Raw genomic sequence first — 14,372 nt, forward strand, 5'->3', positions numbered from 1 at the left:
GGCGCCCCTCCCGCTATTGATCGTCGAGCGGGACGACGGTGGTCTCGCGGGCCGAGCGCATGGCGGCCTCGATGACCTCCAGGCCGGTGATCGCGTCGGCGAGCGTCACCGGAGGGGGCGCGCCGTCGCGGAGGGTGCGGACGACGCCCGCGTAGAACTCGTGGTAGGCGCCCGGGGCGGTCGGCTCGGGATCCGCCTTGCCGGGGGTGCCGAGCACGCCGTGGGACTCCGGCGGCGCGATGCCGTAGCCGGGGTCCCTGGGGGTGAGGCCCGCGCGGAGCTGGTCCTCTTGGCCGTCCATGCCGGAGACCGTGTAGGACGCGCGGCTGCCGAGCACGCGGAAGCGGGGGCCGGGATGCGCGGCGGTCGCGCTCATCCACAGGTGGGAGCGGGTGCCGCCCGGGTGCGACAGGGCCACGAACACGTCGTCGGGGGAGTCCGCGCCGCCGCGGCGCGTGTCGATCTCGGCGTAGACGCGTTCCGGGCGGCCGAACAGCGTGACGGCCTGGTCGACGAGGTGGGAGCCGAGGTCGAACAGGATGCCGCCCGCGTCGCGGGGGTCCGTGCTCTCCTTCCAGGTGCGCCTGACCTCGGGGCGCCAGCGCTCGAACCGCGACTCGAACCGCAGGACGTCGCCCAGGGCGCCGGAGCCGGCCAGCCGGGCGGCGGTCTGGTGGTCGCCGTCCCAGCGCCGGTTGTGGAACGGGAACACCGGCAGCCCCCGCACGGCGCTCAGCGCCGCCAGCGACCGGGCGTCCGCCGCCGAGGCCGCGACAGGCTTGTCCACCACGACCGGGACGCCCGAGGTCAGCGCCATGCGGGCCAGCGGCACGTGCTGCCGGTTCGGCGCGGTCACCACCACCAGGTCGTAGCCCTCCGGGGCGCTCCAGAGGCGGTCGGCGCTGTCGAACACCTCCGCCTCCGGGTAGCGCTCACGGACGGCCTCCTGCCGCCCGGGGTTCCCGGTCACGACCGCGGCCAGCCGCATCCCCGGCACCGACGAGATCAGCGGGGCGTGGAACACCGAGCCGCCGGTGCCGTACCCGATCAGCGCAACACGCAGGTCCATGCCCCGATGATGACCGATGGCGCGCCGCCGTCCCGACCCGGGGCCCGCGGCCGGGTGCGGCGGAATCCCCGGGCCGACGTAGTCTTTCGGACGGGGACGCCGGAAAAGAGGGAGACCCGTTGTCCAAGCCAGTGCTGCTGACGGTCGACGACGACCCGGGCGTGTCCCGGGCCGTGGCCCGGGACCTGCGCCGCAGGTACGCCGGGTCGTACCGGATCGTGCGCGCCGAGTCCGGCCGGCAGGCCCTGGAGGCGCTGAGCGGGCTGCGGCTGCGCGGCGAGGACACCGCCGTGCTGCTCGCCGACCACCGCATGCCCGAGATGGACGGCGTGGAGTTCCTGGAGCGCGCCATGGACCTGTACCCGTTCGCGCGGCGGGTCCTGCTCACCGCCTACGCCGAGACCGACGCCGCGATCCGCGCGATCAACGACGTCGACCTGGACTACTACCTGCTCAAGCCGTGGGACCCGCCGGAGGAGAAGTTCTACCCGGTGATCGACGCGCAGCTCGACGCGTGGGCGCGCACCGACCGCCGCCCGCCGGGCCAGCTGCGGGTCGTCGGGCACCGCTGGTCGGCGCGCTGCTACCAGGTCCGCGACTTCCTCGCCCGCCACCAGGCGCCCTACACCTGGCTGATGGACGGCGACCCGGAGGGCGCCGAGCTGGTCGCGGCGGCCGGCTCGCCGGAGCTGCCGCTGATCGTGACCGCGGACGGCACGGCGCTGTCCGCGCCGTCCGACGCCGAGCTGGCGTCCGCGATCGGGCTGTCCGCCACCCCGTCCACCGGGTTCTACGACCTGATCGTCGTCGGCGGCGGGCCGTCGGGGCTCGGCGCGGCCGTGTACGGCGCGTCCGAGGGCCTGCGGACGGTCGTGGTGGAGCGGCGCGCCCTCGGCGGCCAGGCCGGGCAGAGCTCCCGCATCGAGAACTACCTCGGCTTCCCCGACGGGGTGAGCGGGGCGCAGCTCGCCGAGCGCGCCCGCCTGCAGGCCGGCCGGTTCGGCGCCGAGCTGCTCCAGGTCGGCGAGGTCACCGCCCTGGAGGCACGCGGCACCGCCCGCGTGGCACGGCTGGCGGACGGCACGGAGATCGCCGCGCACGCGGTCATCCTCGCCACGGGCGTGTCCTACCGGCGCCTGGACGCCGAGGGCGTGGACGACTTCGTCGGGCGAGGCGTGTTCTACGGCGCCGCGCTCACCGAGGCCCCGTCCTGCGCGGACGAGGAGGTCGCCGTCGTCGGCGGCGCCAACTCCGCCGGGCAGGCCGCCGTGTACCTCGCCCGGTACGCCAAGAAGGTGCACATCATCGTCCGGGCGGAGCGGCTGGAGACGTCGATGTCGCACTACCTGGTCGAGCAGATCGCCGGGACGCCCAACATCGAGGTGCACGCCGGCAAGACCGTGTGCGCCGCGGAGGGCACGGACCGGCTGGAACGGCTCACGTTCGCGTGGCCGGGCGGCAAGAAGACGGTCGACGCGCACTGGCTGTTCGTGTTCATCGGCGCGGAGCCGGGCACCGGGTGGCTCGGCGGGTTCGTCGAGCGCGACCCGCGCGGCTACGTGCTGACCGGTCCCGACCTCGTCTCCGGGGGCCGCCGCCCCGCCGGCTGGCCGCTCGCCCGCCAGCCCTACCACCTGGAGACCAGCGTCCCCGGCGTGTTCGCCGCGGGCGACGTCCGCTCGGAGTCGATGAAGCGCGTCGCCTCCGCGGTCGGCGACGGCGCCATGGCCGTCGCCCTCGTCCACCGGTATCTGGAGCAGGCATGAGCGGCACGGTGTCACCGGAGGAGCTGCGCGGGCTGTTCCTCTTCGAGGACCTCGACGGCGAGAAGCTCGGCTGGCTGTCGGCGCACGGGACGGTCGAGGAGCATCCCGGCGACGGCGTCATCTGCGCGCAGGGCGAACCGGCCGAGTTCCTGTACGTCCTGCTGGACGGCGAGATGGTGATGACCCAGAACGTCCGGGGGCACATCGTCGAGATGAGCCGTACGTCGCGTCCCGGCACCTACGGCGGCGCGGTCCAGGCGTACCTGGGCGACCAGATCGAGCAGAGGTACCAGCACACGCTGCGAACGGTGCGCCCCGCCCGGGTGTTCGCGCTTCCGGCCCGCAAGTTCGCCCAGGCCGTCCGCAAGTGGTTCCCGATGGCCACGCACCTGCTGGAGGGCGTCTTCTTCGGGATGACCAACAGCAGGCGGTTCGTCGACCAGGTCGAGCGGCTCACCGCCCTCGGCACGATCACCGCGGGGCTCACCCACGAGCTGAACAACCCGGCCGCGGCGGCCGCGCGGGCCGCCGCTGAACTCGGCGACCGGCTGCTCGCCGCGCAGCGGAGCCTGGCCGGCCTCGCGGCCGAGGGCGTCGACTGCGCGCGGCTGAGCGCGCTCGTCTCGCTCGGGCCGGCGGTCGCACCGCCGGGAGCCCATCGGAGCCCGCTGGAGGTCAGCGACGCCGAGGACGAGCTGGGCGACTGGCTGGAGGAGCACGGCGTCGCCGACGCCTGGGACCTCGCCCCCGGCCTCGTCGCCGCGGGGGCCGGGATCGCGGAGGCCGAGCAGGTCGCGCGGGCGGCGGGCGACCACCTGCCGACGGCGGTGCGCTGGCTCGCCGAGATGATGGAGGTCGCCCAGCTCCAGGCGGAGATCTCCGAGGCGACGGGCCGCATCACCGCCCTGCTGGACTCCGCCCGCCAGTACTCCCAGCTCGACCGGGCCGCCTACCTGCGGACCGATCTGCGCGAGCTTCTCGACAGCACGCTCACGATGCTGAAGCGCAAGATCGGGCCCGAGGTCACGGTGAAGACCGACTACGACCCGGGCCTGCCGCCCGTCCCGGTCTACGCGGCCGAGCTGAACCAGGTCTGGACGAACCTGATCGTCAACGCGCTGCAGGCGATGCGGGGGGCGGGCACCCTCACCGTCCGGACCGCACGCGAGAACGACCACGCCCTCGTGGAGATCGGGGACACCGGAACGGGCATCCCCGGCGAGGACCTCGGCCGGATCTTCACACCGTTCTTCACCACCAAGCCCGTCGGGCAGGGCACCGGCCTCGGCCTCGACATCTCCTGGCGCATCGTCGCCGGGCGGCACGGCGGCGACATCCGCGTCGAGTCGCTGCCCGGTGACACCCGGTTCCAGGTGCTGCTGCCGCTCACCGAGGCCGCCGGCGCCGCCGGTTCCGGCGGGTAGCGGCCCCGGGGCCCGCCGGACGGGCCTACTCGAACAGGTCGGGCTGCTCGCGGGTGATCTGGTCGTAGAGGGGCTGGTAGTTGATCCAGCCGACCAGGTCGTTGCCGATCTGGCCGTGGGTGACGACGGCGTTGTCGTGCTCGATCGGGACGACCTGACCGGCGGCCTTGGCGAGCAGCTGCACCTGGCACGAGCGTTCCATCGTGATGAACCACCAGGCGGCGGCGTCCACGGTGTCGCCGACGGTGAGGAGGCCGTGGTTGCGCAGGATCACCGCCTTGGTGCCGCCGAGGGCGGCGGCGATGCGCTTGCCCTCCTCCAGGTCGGTGACGACGCCGGTGTAGTCGTCGAACAGGCCGTGGTCCTCGTAGAACGCGCAGACGTCCTGCGTGATCGGCTCCAGCTTCTGGCCGAGCGCGGACATCGCGCGCCCGTAGGTGGAGTGGCTGTGCGCGGCGGCCACGACACCCGGCCGGGCCTGGTGCACCTGGGAGTGGATCGCGAACGCGGCCTCGTTGACGGGGTAGCGGCCCTCGACGACCTGCCCCTGGTGGTTCACCAGGATGAGGTCGCTCACCTTGATGTGCTTGAACGACATCCCGAACGGGTTCACCCAGAAGTGGTCGGTGCGCTCGGGGTCGCGGGCGGTGATGTGCCCGGCCACGCCCTCCTCGAAGCCGAACTTCCCGAAGATGCGCAGCGCGGCGGTCAGGCGCTCCTTGCGGTGCCGGCGCTCGTCGGCGACGTCGTCGAACGACGGCGGCAGCCGGAAGATCAGGTCGGTCGGCAGCTTCTCCAGGAACTCGTCCTCGTCGGACATCGGCGTTCTCCTCAGGGTCGTTTCAACCACTGAACACCACGTCCGGCGCGGAGGCTAGACCAGGGCCGCCCAAACGCCGCGCGGGGGGTTGTCCGCCCTGGACAACGGGGGCGCAGAATGGGGGGATGGAGGCCAGCGCGGGCGACCGGTTCCTGCGGTTGCTGATCGAGCACACCCGGGACCCGGCGGTGTTCGAGGCGACCGTCCGCGCCGCCCGCAGCAGGTCGGAGCTGGTGGCCGCGCTGCCCGAGGAGGAGACCCGGCGGCACACCCGCGCGCTCATGGCGGGCGTGCTCGACGCCGTGCGCGGCCAAGGGCCCGGCGAGGACGTCCTGGCCGCGGCGGAACGGCTCGGCTCGGACCGGGCGCGGCAGGGGGTGCCGGTCGCGGCGTTCCTGGACGGCTTCCAGGCGGCCCGCGCCCATCTCGTCCGGACGCTCGTCGCCGAAGGGCGCCGGGTGCGCGTGCCCGACGCCGCGCTCCTCGACGGCGTCACCCGCATCGACGAGATCACCACCGCCCTCGTCCACCGGATGGTCCACGCGCACCGGATCGCGGAGCTGGAGATGGCCCGCACGGTGCGGGAGGGCCGCGTGCAGATGCTCCGCCAGCTGCTGCACGGCGAGTCCGTCCCGGTGCGCGCACCGCTCGACCCGTCGGGCGCCTACCACTGCGTGGTGTCGGACGTCAGCGACCCCGCGGTGGCGGCGCGGCTGGAGCCGGAGCTGCTCGCCGCGGGGCCGGGGCTGTGCGGGCTGGTCGACGGGCGGCTCGCCGCCCTGGTCGCGCGGCTCCCGGACCCTGCGCCCGGCCGCCCCCTGCTGGTGGCCGCGCCACCCGCGCGTCCCGCCGCGATCGCGCCGATGTACGCGCTGGGACGCCGCGCGCTGCGGGCGGGGACCGCCGCGGGGCTGAGCGGCCTGCGGGAGCTCGCCGACCTCGCGCTGCTCACCGCGACGGAGGGGGAGCCGGAACTGGGCGGGCTGCTCGCCGCCGCGCTGCCGGGCGGCCTCGACCCGGACGACCCGTTCCACGTCGAACTGGCCGAGACCGGGCTCGCCTACCTCGACCACGGCGGGCGGATCGAGCCGACGGCCGCCGCGCTGCACGTCCACGGCAACACCGTCAAGTACCGGATCCGGCGCCTGCAGGAGCTGACCGGACGCCCGCTGCTGGACCCGTCCGCCGGGGCGGCGGTGTCCCGCTCCGCGAACTGGTGGTGGGCGCTGAACCGGTGGCTCGCGCGGGCCCGTCCATGATCTATTGGGTGCTGTGATCCGCCATGGGGACGTCCCGGCGCGTACGGGGCGGGAACGGAGGGACCGGTGACCATACCGAGGATCGGCACCGTGATGTGGCCGATGCGATCCTGGCCGGAGGCGGGGGAGCTGTGGCGGCGCGCCGAGGACCTCGGGTTCCGGCACGCCTGGGTGTACGACCACATCGCGTGGCGCGGCGCGACGCCCTGGTACGACGCCTACACGACGCTGGCCGCGGCCGCCGCGGTCACCTCCCGGGTGCGGCTCGGCACGCTGGTCACCTCGCCCAACTTCCGGCATCCCGTCCCCACCGCGCACGCGATCAAGACGATCGACCACGTGAGCGGCGGGAGGGTGACGATCGGCATCGGGGCGGGCGGCATGCGGCGCGCGTCCGACGCCGGCGTGCTCGGCGGGGACGACTGGACGCCGGGCGAGCGCGCCTCCCGCTTCGCCGAATGGGTCGAGCTGCTCGACCTGCTGCTGCGCGGGCCCGAGACGAGTTTCGAGGGGACGTACTACACCGCCCGTGAGGTCGTCCAGGAGCCCGGCTGCGTACAGCGTCCCCGTGTGCCGTTCCTGATCGCGGGGGACGGGCCGAGGGGGATGCGGGTCGCCGCCAGGCACGGCGCCGGATGGGTGACCAGCGGCCACGCCGAGGGCAGGGAGCCCCAGGAAGTGGTCCGCTCCCGCCTCGCGGCGCTCGACGCGGCCTGCGAGGCCGAGGGCCGCGAGATCGCCGACCGCGTCCTCATGACGGGGTTCAGCGACGAGCCCTGGCTGGAGTCGCCCGGCTCGTTCGCCGACCTCGCCGGGACCTACGCCGAACTCGGCATCACCGAGATCGCGCTGCACTGGCCGCGTCCCGGCACGCCGTTCGACGCCGACATGAGCGTCTTCGAGGCGATCGCCGCCGAGCACGGCGGCCTGGGCCGGGGGTAGGCGGCCGCGCTGGATCCGGTAGGTCGCATGCGGTGGGTCACATCCGGTAGACGGCGCCCTCGACGCCCCACTCGCTGAACGGCGGCGGTTCGCCGCGTCCCGCGGGCGGCGGCCGGACGAGGACGAGGCGGGCCACGCCGAGCCGGTGCACCGCCCGCGCCGTCGCCTCCAGCTCCGGGCCGTCCGCCGGGCCGCCCGCGAACATGAGGTCGGCGCCGCGCGCCCAGCCGGGCGGCTCGGAGAACTCCGGCGCCCACACGCACACGCGGTGCCGGGCGGAGATCCGGTAGCCGTGCATCGCGCCGCCCGGATGCGGCACCGGCAGCGGCTCGACGCGCAGCGTGCCGTGCCGGAACGGGGCCAGGACCGGCGCGGGCATCCCGCACTCCCGGGCGATCCTGCCGAGGAGGGGCTGGTACGGGCCGTGCTCGTCGCGCACGAGCCACGCCTGGGAGAACTCCGGCGGCTCGGAACCGGGGCCGCCGTCCAGCCCGACGTGCGCGTGCCCGTACTCGACCAGCAGCCCCGCCGGCGCGTGCCGCGACGAGCGGGCCATTCCGGTACCGAGCAGGATCAGGCGCGGCATACCCCGATCGTCACCCCGCCCGGGGGCCGCGTCCACCCCCGGGCGCCGCTCAGGCGGATTCGGCGAGGGTGCTCTCGCCCCAGTGTTCCTCCAGCCCGCCGAGCAGATCGGTGGGGGTGCAGCCTGCGAGGGCACGGAACTCGCGGTTGAGGTGGGCCTGGTCGTAGAAGCCGGAGGCGAACGCGGCGTCCGCGAACCCGGCGCCGCCGGTCAGCAGCTCGACGGCGCGCTGGAAGCGCAGTACCCGCCCCATCACCTTGGGCGGCAGCCCGGCCTGCTCGCGGAACCGGTTCGTCAGGTGCTTGCGGCTCCAGCCGACGTCGGCGGCGACGTCGGCGACGGTCACCGCGAGGTCGCCGTTCAGCAGCCGCCACGCCCGGGCGACCTCCGGGTCGGGGACGGGCCCGGCCTCCAGGCGCCGCAGCAGGAAGGCGTCGAGGACGTCGAACCGCTCGCCCCAGGACGCCGCGTCGGTGAGCCGCCCGACGAGCGTGTGCGCGCCGCGGCCGAGCAGGTCGGGCAGGTCGACGGCGATGTTGGTGAGGCGGGCCATCGGGACGCCGAACAGCGTGTAGGCGCCGAGCGGGGTCACGTCGAGCTGGATGCCGCGCTGCCCGCCGGGGCTGCGGTACATGCCGTGCCCGTCGTACATCCCGGCGACGAACGACCCGTACTCGCGGCCGCCTCCCGAGCCGGGGACCGTCTGGAAAAGCGGCGGCCCCAGGTTGATGATGACGACGCAGGCCCGGGTGGGCACGGTGCGCATCCGGGTCGGGACGGCGATCTGCTCCCAGTACCCGTCGTAGGAGCGCAGGAGCGGGCGCAGCGCCGGATGAGGCCGTGCCTGCGCCATCCACCAGCCGCCCTGGTCGCTGAAATCGACCGGCCTGTCGCTCATGTCCCCAGTCCTACCACGCGGGAACGACGGAACCGGCTACTCGTACACCTGCCCGCACACCGCGATGCGCGCCAGGTCGTCCCAGTTCATGGTGGTGATCGTGCGGACGTAGGAGCGGGCGGGCGGCTCCCCGGGACCGCCGGGCAGCGGGATGCGGGCGCCGTCGGCGGCGTCCCAGCCGCCGAGGCTGCCCGCGACGGCGCACTCCAGGTAGGTCGCGGGGTCGAAGTTGTACCAGCGGGCCGGGGTGGCGCGCGCGCCGGAACCGGGCGGGCGGGGCGCGTCCACGCCGAACCTGGCCTGCGGGCCCGGGGGAGTGGCCAGGAAGTCCTCCAGGTCGGCGATCTGGGAGAGGAGCACCCGCTCCCAGTCGGCGTACCCGTCCGGCTCGTCACCGGGCAGGGACAGGTCCTTGGCGCTCCACGCCGGGTCGAAGCCGGCCGGCGGGGTGGTGGACGCCGCGGCGAACATCGCCGCGACGTCGTCGGGCTCCAGCCGCGGCTCGCCGCAGAGCGGGGCGCTGACCTTCCAGAGGGCGCGCAGGAACGCCGACAGCGACCAGGACGCCGCCCTGGCCTCCTGGCCGAGTTGCAGGAACACCAGGTACAGGTCGCGGTTGGTGCGCACGGCGGGCCCTGGCGGCCCCTCCACCCAATACGTCTGCCGGTGCTTTACGCCGCTTTCGAAGACCAGGATCTGGGCCAGGGCGGAGATCCGCGAGTCGTGCGCGGCCACATGGAACGTGTTCCCGAGGTCGTCCTGGCGCATGACGTCCCAGGTCTGCATCCGGCCTCCACGGTCGGTGGTGCGGTGACACGACCCCCGCCCACAAAGTGTCCCATCCGGGCGGCCGACCACCAGTAGTGGCCATGTCACTTTCCGGACTCGAAGTCGTGACTTCCCGTACAAGCGGTACGCGCCTGGAACGGGTAGGGGCCCGGCGTCACGCCGCCGGGCCCCGTCCGGGCGGCTCGCTCAGCGCTTGGAGCGGTGGACGACCTGCAGCTCGGTGAACCCGTACAGCCCCCACGGGCCGTTCTCGACGCCGATGCCGCTCCACTTGAACCCGCCGAACGGCTGGTTCGGGGCGAGCGCCAGGTGCGTGTTGACCCAGGCGGTGCCGCACTCCAGCCGCCCGGCGACCTCGGCGGCCCGGTCCGCGTCGGTGCCCCACACCGAACCGGACAGCCCGAAGTGGGTGCCGTTTGCGCGGGCGATGGCGTCCTCGACGTCGGTGTACTTGACGATCGGCAGCGCGGGGCCGAACTGCTCCTCGTCCACGATCCGGGCGCCGTCCTCGATGTCGGCGAGGATCGTGGGCTGGAAGAAGTAGCCCGGCCCGTCGATGGGCTTGCCGCCCGCCGCCGCGCGGGCGCCGCCCGCGAGGGCGTCGGCGACCAGCTCGCTGACCCGCTCGTACTGCGGCTTGTTGTTGACCGGCCCGTACTGGACGCCTTCCTCCATGCCGTCGCCGACCTTGGCGGCCTTCGCCCGCTCGGCGAGCGCGTCCACCACGTCGCCGTAGAGGGCCTCCGGGACGTACACGCGCTTGATCGCCGAGCAGACCTGGCCGTTGTTCTGGAAGGCGCCGCCGAACACCTTGTCGGCGATGGCGGCCGGGTCGGCGTCGTCCAGCACGATCGCCGGGTCGTTGCCGCCGAGCTCCAGCGTGACGCGCTTGAGGTCGGGCGCCGCGGCCGCCGCGACCCGCTTGCCGGTGGCGACGCTGCCGGTGAAGCTGATCTTGCGGGGGACGTCGTGCGAGGTCATCCAGGAGCCGAGCTCGTCGCCGCCGGTGACGACGTTCAGCACGCCGGGCGGCAGGACGTCCCGCAGCACCTCGCCGAGCTTCAGGCTGGACAGCGGCGTGAACGGGGACGGCTTGAGCACCATCGTGTTGCCCGCGAGCAGCGCCGGGGCGAGCTTCCAGATCGCCAGGAGCAGCGGGTAGTTCCACGGGGTGATCGCGGCGACGACGCCCATCGGGCGGCGGACGACCTCGACGAGCGCGTTGTCGTCGTCCTGGATGACCTCGCGGGGGAGTTCCAGGTCGGCGAAGTACTTCAGCCACACGCCGGCGCCGACGACCTCCATGGTCCCGTCGGCCAGCGGCTTACCCTGCTCCAGGGTCAGGATTCGCCCGATCTCCTCGGACCTGGCGAACATGACGTCGGCCGCCGCGAGCAGGGCCTTGCGCCGGACGGACTCGTCGCCGCGCCACTGCGCGTAGGCGGCCTGGGCCGAGGCCATCGCCGTGTCCAGCTGCTTCCGGGACGCGTCGGGCGCCTGCTCCGCCACCTCCCCGGTCGCCGGGTTGATCACGCCGAAGGTCGCGGGCGCGTCCACTGCCTGGCCGTCGATGGTCATCGAGAAGTTCTCGGACACCGTTGATCCTCCGCTCACGGGGTTACCGAACGGCATTCAGTATTCACCCTCGCGGCCCATCTTGACGAGACGGGCGCCCCCGCGGTCTTTCCCGCGGGGGCGCACTTCCGATCGGTCGGCGGGCCGCCGCTCAGGAGGCGAAGATGCGGTCCAGGAGGTCCCGGTAGCCGCGCAGCGCCAGCCGGAGCTGCTCGGTGTCGGCGTGCTCGCGCCTGCCCAGCCCTTCCGAGAGCGTCCGCCGATGCTCGGCGATGGCGCGGCCGAGGGCGTCGACGGCGTCGGAGGCCAGGTCGTCCGCCTTGCGCACGGACTCGCCGGGATCGTCGACGAACGCGGACTGCACCTCCCGCCAGCGTTCCCTGAACCGCTCGGACTCGGCCGGGTCGAACAGCTTCGCCGGGGTCGCGGCGGGGACCGGCGCCGGGGTGCCGGACGCCGGCCGGACCGGGGCGCCGGCGGGAGGCGGGCCCGGTGCCGGGATCGGGTCGGGCGCGGTGTCGGGTGCGGGCTCGGGTGCGGTGTCGGGTGCGTCCAGGACGGGGGATTCCGGCGCCGGTCCGGCGACGTGCGCGTCGCCGCTCACGCCGGGACCGGCCGTCCCGGCGGCCCGGGCGCGCTCACCGGGGGTGAGGCCGCCTTCCGGTGCCTGGTGGCCGGGTCGCCTGTGTTCCATGGAGGTCAGCTCCCCGGTGCCCGGTCGTCGCGGTGTCCCGCCGGCCTGGCCGCCGCGGGCGCGGCGCGGCCGGCGTGGCCCGCCTCACCTGCCGGGCCCGCCTCGGCGGAGCCGGGCGCGCCGTCGGGCCGGTCTCCGCCGGGGACGGACAGCAGCTCCTCGAACAGGGCGTGGTAGTGCTTCATGGCCTGCCGCAGGTCCTCGGTGGACGCCTCGTGGTTCGCCGCCCGGCCGCTGATGGCGTGGGCGCTGCGGTAGTGCTCCATCGTGCGGCCGTGCTCCACCGACAGGTGGGCGACCTTGTCCTCGAAGCCGTGCGTCGGGTAGCCGCGCTCGCCCATCACCACGGTGACGAGGCCGTCGGCCTGCTCGACGGCCGCCTCGGGGGTGTCGACGAAGCGCTCCTGGACGCGGCCCCACTGCTCGCGGTACTCCTCGCGGCGCCGCGGGTCGAGGTCGCGCAGCTCGAGCTCGTCATGGCGTTCCTCGCGGGAGCGCAGTTCGCGCTCGGCGGCCGTGCGGCCGCCCTGGCTGTGCAGCGTCCGGTCGTACTCCGGGCCGAACCGCCGCTTGAGCCGTCGTGTGCGCGCCCGGGTCTGGGCCAGGTACACGGCCGCGGCCAGGGCGGCGACGACGGCAACGGCGATGACGACCCATATCGCGGTCGACATTGTGTTCCTCCAAAGTGCGTCGGATCGAATGCCACGCCGATGCCCGGAGAAAGGCATTCAAAACGAAACACCATGAATCGGCCAAGTGCGGGGGCGGTTCCCGAGGCCGGCTCACCCTCCGGAGGGCGGGCCGCTCTCCGGAGGGAAGAGGCAGCGCAGGCTTCCGATGCGCCGCGCGTCGCCGTAGCCCGCGCCGCGCAGGAGTTCACGGCCGCGCTCGTCCCAGCGCCAGGCGCACGCCACGTCCACGCCGGTCCGCGTCAGCGCCGCCCTGACCTCGGGCACCGCGGGTCTGGCGCCGCGGGGACCGCGGACGGCCGCGGTCAGCACCTTGCGGTCGTCGATGAACCGCTGCGGCATCGGCAAACTTCTCAGGTAATGGCCGTTGGGGTTCACGGCGTGCGTGCGGACGGTCAGCAGCGGCACGGACCGCATGACGCCGGGCGGCATCAGCACCAGCCCCCCCGGGCCCGCGAGCCCGATCACGTTGCGCGCCGTCCCGACCGACCCTTCCGAGGCCTTCCACGCGGGGTTCGGCGCCACGGCCGACCCGTTCGATGCGGACCACACCGGAACCCCGCCCGCGATCAGCGCCGCGGCGAGCGCGGCCGCCGGGGCGCCCGCCGCGAGCAGGCGGGCCGGCCCCGGCCCCGGCCACGCGCCGGGGAGCCGCACCGTGGCCAGCAGCCCGATCAGCACGGGCGCGGGCACGAGCCACATGGTGCGCCACAGCACCTGTCCCGCGCCCGACAGGTCCGCGGTCGCCTCCAGCACCCCGGGCAGGACGAGCGCGGTCAGCCCCGCCGCGACGCCGGCGGTGATCAGCGCGGGCACGCCGCGGCGGGCGGTCAGGGGCGAGAGCCACAGGGCGCATCCGGCCAGCACGCCCAGCAGGGACTGCTGCAAGACCCACCCGTAGCTCCCGGCGCCGTCGTAGACCCTGCCGGCCACGCTCGTGTCGTCGTTGAACAGCATGACCATGAGGCCGGCGGCGACCGGGTAGGCCGCCGCCGCGAACGCGGCGAGGCCGGTACGGACGCGCCCGGCGGCGATCAGCGGGACGGCGGCGGCGCCCGCGACCAGCGGCACCACGAACGCGGCCGACGAGGTGAGCCCCACCGCGGCGACACCGGCGGCGGCGAGCAGTGCGAGGTCCGCCCGGGAGCGCCGCTCGGCCCACCGGGTCAGGTAGACGAACAGGAGTGGCACCAGCACCGACACCAGGATCGCCTTCCCCTGCCACATGCGCAGCAGGTGGAACGAGCCGAGCGACGCCGTGCTCGTCCCGCTCCAGAGCAGGTAGGTCGCGGCCACCGCGAAGCACAGGACGGCGCGGCGCGGCGCCCACGTCCGGACGAGCCGCCACAGCGCCCAGATCGCGAGGAAGGTCACCGCGGGCAGCAGCAGGTACCACACGAACGAGGCCGCGGGGACGCCGAGCAGCCGCGCGGCGGCCCCGGCCAGGACTTCGATCGAGGACACCGGCGGCTCGCCCGCGATCTCGTCCGCGGCCCCCGGGGTGAAGATGACGTCCTTGAGGGGGATCTCGCCGGTCGCCGCCGTCGCCACCGAACGCGAGACGAAGTAGGCGTCGTCGCCGTCGGAGTTCACGATGAACAGGGAGGCGACGGCGAACCCCGCCCCGGTCAGCAGCGCGAACGGCGTCCCCCAGCGGGTCTCCCGGCCCTCCTCGGCCTCGCCGGCGGACTCCCCGGCCGGCGGCTGTCCCGGCTCGGGGGACGGGGCTTCGCCGTCCGGTCCCCGCAGACGGAGGAGCACGTAGGCGACGGCGGCGGCGGCGCTCACGGCCCCCGTCGCCCATGCGCACCACCACGGGACGCCGGAGGCGTTCAGCCCCGCGCACGTCCCCGCCACGACC

Annotated in this window: 13 protein-coding genes; 4 read left to right on the plus strand and 9 right to left on the minus strand. The window is 74.5% G+C overall.

Annotation, left to right across the window (positions count from 1 at the left end; translation table 11 throughout):
* Nucleotides 1-13: 13 nt before the first annotated feature.
* A complete protein-coding gene (locus E1285_RS02735) occupies nucleotides 14-1,069 on the minus strand; it encodes a Gfo/Idh/MocA family oxidoreductase (protein ID WP_132147639.1) in 1,056 nt (351 codons plus the stop codon).
* Between the two features lie 119 nt (nucleotides 1,070-1,188).
* Between E1285_RS02735 and E1285_RS02740 the strand changes: the two genes are divergently transcribed.
* Both E1285_RS02740 and E1285_RS02745 read left to right on the plus strand, forming a co-directional pair.
* Nucleotides 1,189-2,835, plus strand: a complete 1,647-nt coding sequence (locus E1285_RS02740) for an FAD-dependent oxidoreductase (RefSeq protein ID WP_132147642.1) — start codon at nucleotides 1,189-1,191, stop codon at nucleotides 2,833-2,835.
* Complete coding sequence (locus E1285_RS02745) at nucleotides 2,832-4,259, plus strand: ATP-binding protein (protein ID WP_132147645.1); 1,428 nt, start codon at nucleotides 2,832-2,834, stop codon at nucleotides 4,257-4,259. The genes E1285_RS02740 and E1285_RS02745 overlap by 4 nt, the downstream gene beginning before the upstream one ends.
* Nucleotides 4,260-4,284: 25 nt before the next feature.
* Here the strand turns inward: E1285_RS02745 and E1285_RS02750 are convergent, their stop codons facing one another.
* Nucleotides 4,285-5,079 carry a class II aldolase/adducin family protein gene (locus E1285_RS02750; RefSeq protein WP_132147648.1) on the minus strand — a complete coding sequence of 265 codons (795 nt, stop codon included), beginning with the start codon at nucleotides 5,077-5,079 and terminating at the stop codon, nucleotides 4,285-4,287.
* Nucleotides 5,080-5,204: 125 nt separating this feature from the next.
* Between E1285_RS02750 and E1285_RS02755 the strand changes: the two genes are divergently transcribed.
* Nucleotides 5,205-6,338 carry a helix-turn-helix domain-containing protein gene (locus tag E1285_RS02755; protein ID WP_132147651.1) on the plus strand — a complete coding sequence of 378 codons (1,134 nt, stop codon included), beginning with the start codon at nucleotides 5,205-5,207 and terminating at the stop codon, nucleotides 6,336-6,338.
* Nucleotides 6,339-6,404: 66 nt separating this feature from the next.
* A complete protein-coding gene (locus tag E1285_RS02760) occupies nucleotides 6,405-7,280 on the plus strand; it encodes an LLM class flavin-dependent oxidoreductase (RefSeq protein ID WP_207946358.1) in 876 nt (291 codons plus the stop codon).
* Between the two features lie 37 nt (nucleotides 7,281-7,317).
* On the opposite strand, the gene E1285_RS02765 is transcribed toward E1285_RS02760, so the two are convergent.
* From E1285_RS02765 to E1285_RS45300, 7 genes are all read right to left on the minus strand, one after another.
* Entirely contained in the window at nucleotides 7,318-7,866 is a 549-nt protein-coding gene (locus tag E1285_RS02765) for a hypothetical protein (protein WP_132147654.1), read from the minus strand.
* A gap of 49 nt (nucleotides 7,867-7,915) precedes the next feature.
* Nucleotides 7,916-8,764, minus strand: a complete 849-nt coding sequence (locus E1285_RS02770; RefSeq protein WP_207946359.1) for an AraC family transcriptional regulator — start codon at nucleotides 8,762-8,764, stop codon at nucleotides 7,916-7,918.
* 36 nt (nucleotides 8,765-8,800) lie between these two features.
* Nucleotides 8,801-9,550 (minus strand): hypothetical protein, encoded by a 750-nt coding sequence (locus tag E1285_RS02775; protein WP_132147657.1) that lies wholly within the window; start codon nucleotides 9,548-9,550, stop codon nucleotides 8,801-8,803.
* 189 nt (nucleotides 9,551-9,739) lie between these two features.
* Nucleotides 9,740-11,149 carry an aldehyde dehydrogenase family protein gene (locus E1285_RS02780; protein ID WP_243722501.1) on the minus strand — a complete coding sequence of 470 codons (1,410 nt, stop codon included), beginning with the start codon at nucleotides 11,147-11,149 and terminating at the stop codon, nucleotides 9,740-9,742.
* 130 nt (nucleotides 11,150-11,279) lie between these two features.
* Complete coding sequence (locus tag E1285_RS02785) at nucleotides 11,280-11,822, minus strand: hypothetical protein (protein ID WP_132147660.1); 543 nt, start codon at nucleotides 11,820-11,822, stop codon at nucleotides 11,280-11,282.
* A gap of 5 nt (nucleotides 11,823-11,827) precedes the next feature.
* Nucleotides 11,828-12,493 carry a hypothetical protein gene (locus E1285_RS02790; protein WP_207946360.1) on the minus strand — a complete coding sequence of 222 codons (666 nt, stop codon included), beginning with the start codon at nucleotides 12,491-12,493 and terminating at the stop codon, nucleotides 11,828-11,830.
* A 111-nt stretch (nucleotides 12,494-12,604) separates the two neighbouring features.
* Nucleotides 12,605-14,372 (minus strand): DUF6077 domain-containing protein (locus E1285_RS45300; protein ID WP_165966425.1); only part of this gene is annotated, 1,768 nt, incomplete at its 5' end.

It is taken from the genome of Actinomadura sp. 7K507 (assembly GCF_004348425.1).
In the GTDB taxonomy this organism is placed as follows: Bacteria; Actinomycetota; Actinomycetes; order Streptosporangiales; family Streptosporangiaceae; genus Spirillospora.

Excerpts from the sequence above, each read along its gene's own strand:
- E1285_RS02735 (WP_132147639.1), bottom strand. The coding sequence starts at position 1,069 with ATGGACCTGCGTGTTGCGCTGATCGGGTACGGCACCGGCGGCTCGGTG.
- E1285_RS02745 (WP_132147645.1), top strand. The coding sequence starts at position 2,832 with ATGAGCGGCACGGTGTCACCGGAGGAGCTGCGCGGGCTGTTCCTCTTC.
- E1285_RS02750 (WP_132147648.1), bottom strand. The coding sequence starts at position 5,079 with ATGTCCGACGAGGACGAGTTCCTGGAGAAGCTGCCGACCGACCTGATC.
- E1285_RS02755 (WP_132147651.1), top strand. The coding sequence starts at position 5,205 with ATGGAGGCCAGCGCGGGCGACCGGTTCCTGCGGTTGCTGATCGAGCAC.
- E1285_RS02765 (WP_132147654.1), bottom strand. The coding sequence starts at position 7,866 with ATGCCGCGCCTGATCCTGCTCGGTACCGGAATGGCCCGCTCGTCGCGG.
- E1285_RS02770 (WP_207946359.1), bottom strand. The coding sequence starts at position 8,764 with ATGAGCGACAGGCCGGTCGATTTCAGCGACCAGGGCGGCTGGTGGATG.
- E1285_RS02775 (WP_132147657.1), bottom strand. The coding sequence starts at position 9,550 with ATGCAGACCTGGGACGTCATGCGCCAGGACGACCTCGGGAACACGTTC.
- E1285_RS02785 (WP_132147660.1), bottom strand. The coding sequence starts at position 11,822 with ATGGAACACAGGCGACCCGGCCACCAGGCACCGGAAGGCGGCCTCACC.
- E1285_RS02790 (WP_207946360.1), bottom strand. The coding sequence starts at position 12,493 with ATGTCGACCGCGATATGGGTCGTCATCGCCGTTGCCGTCGTCGCCGCC.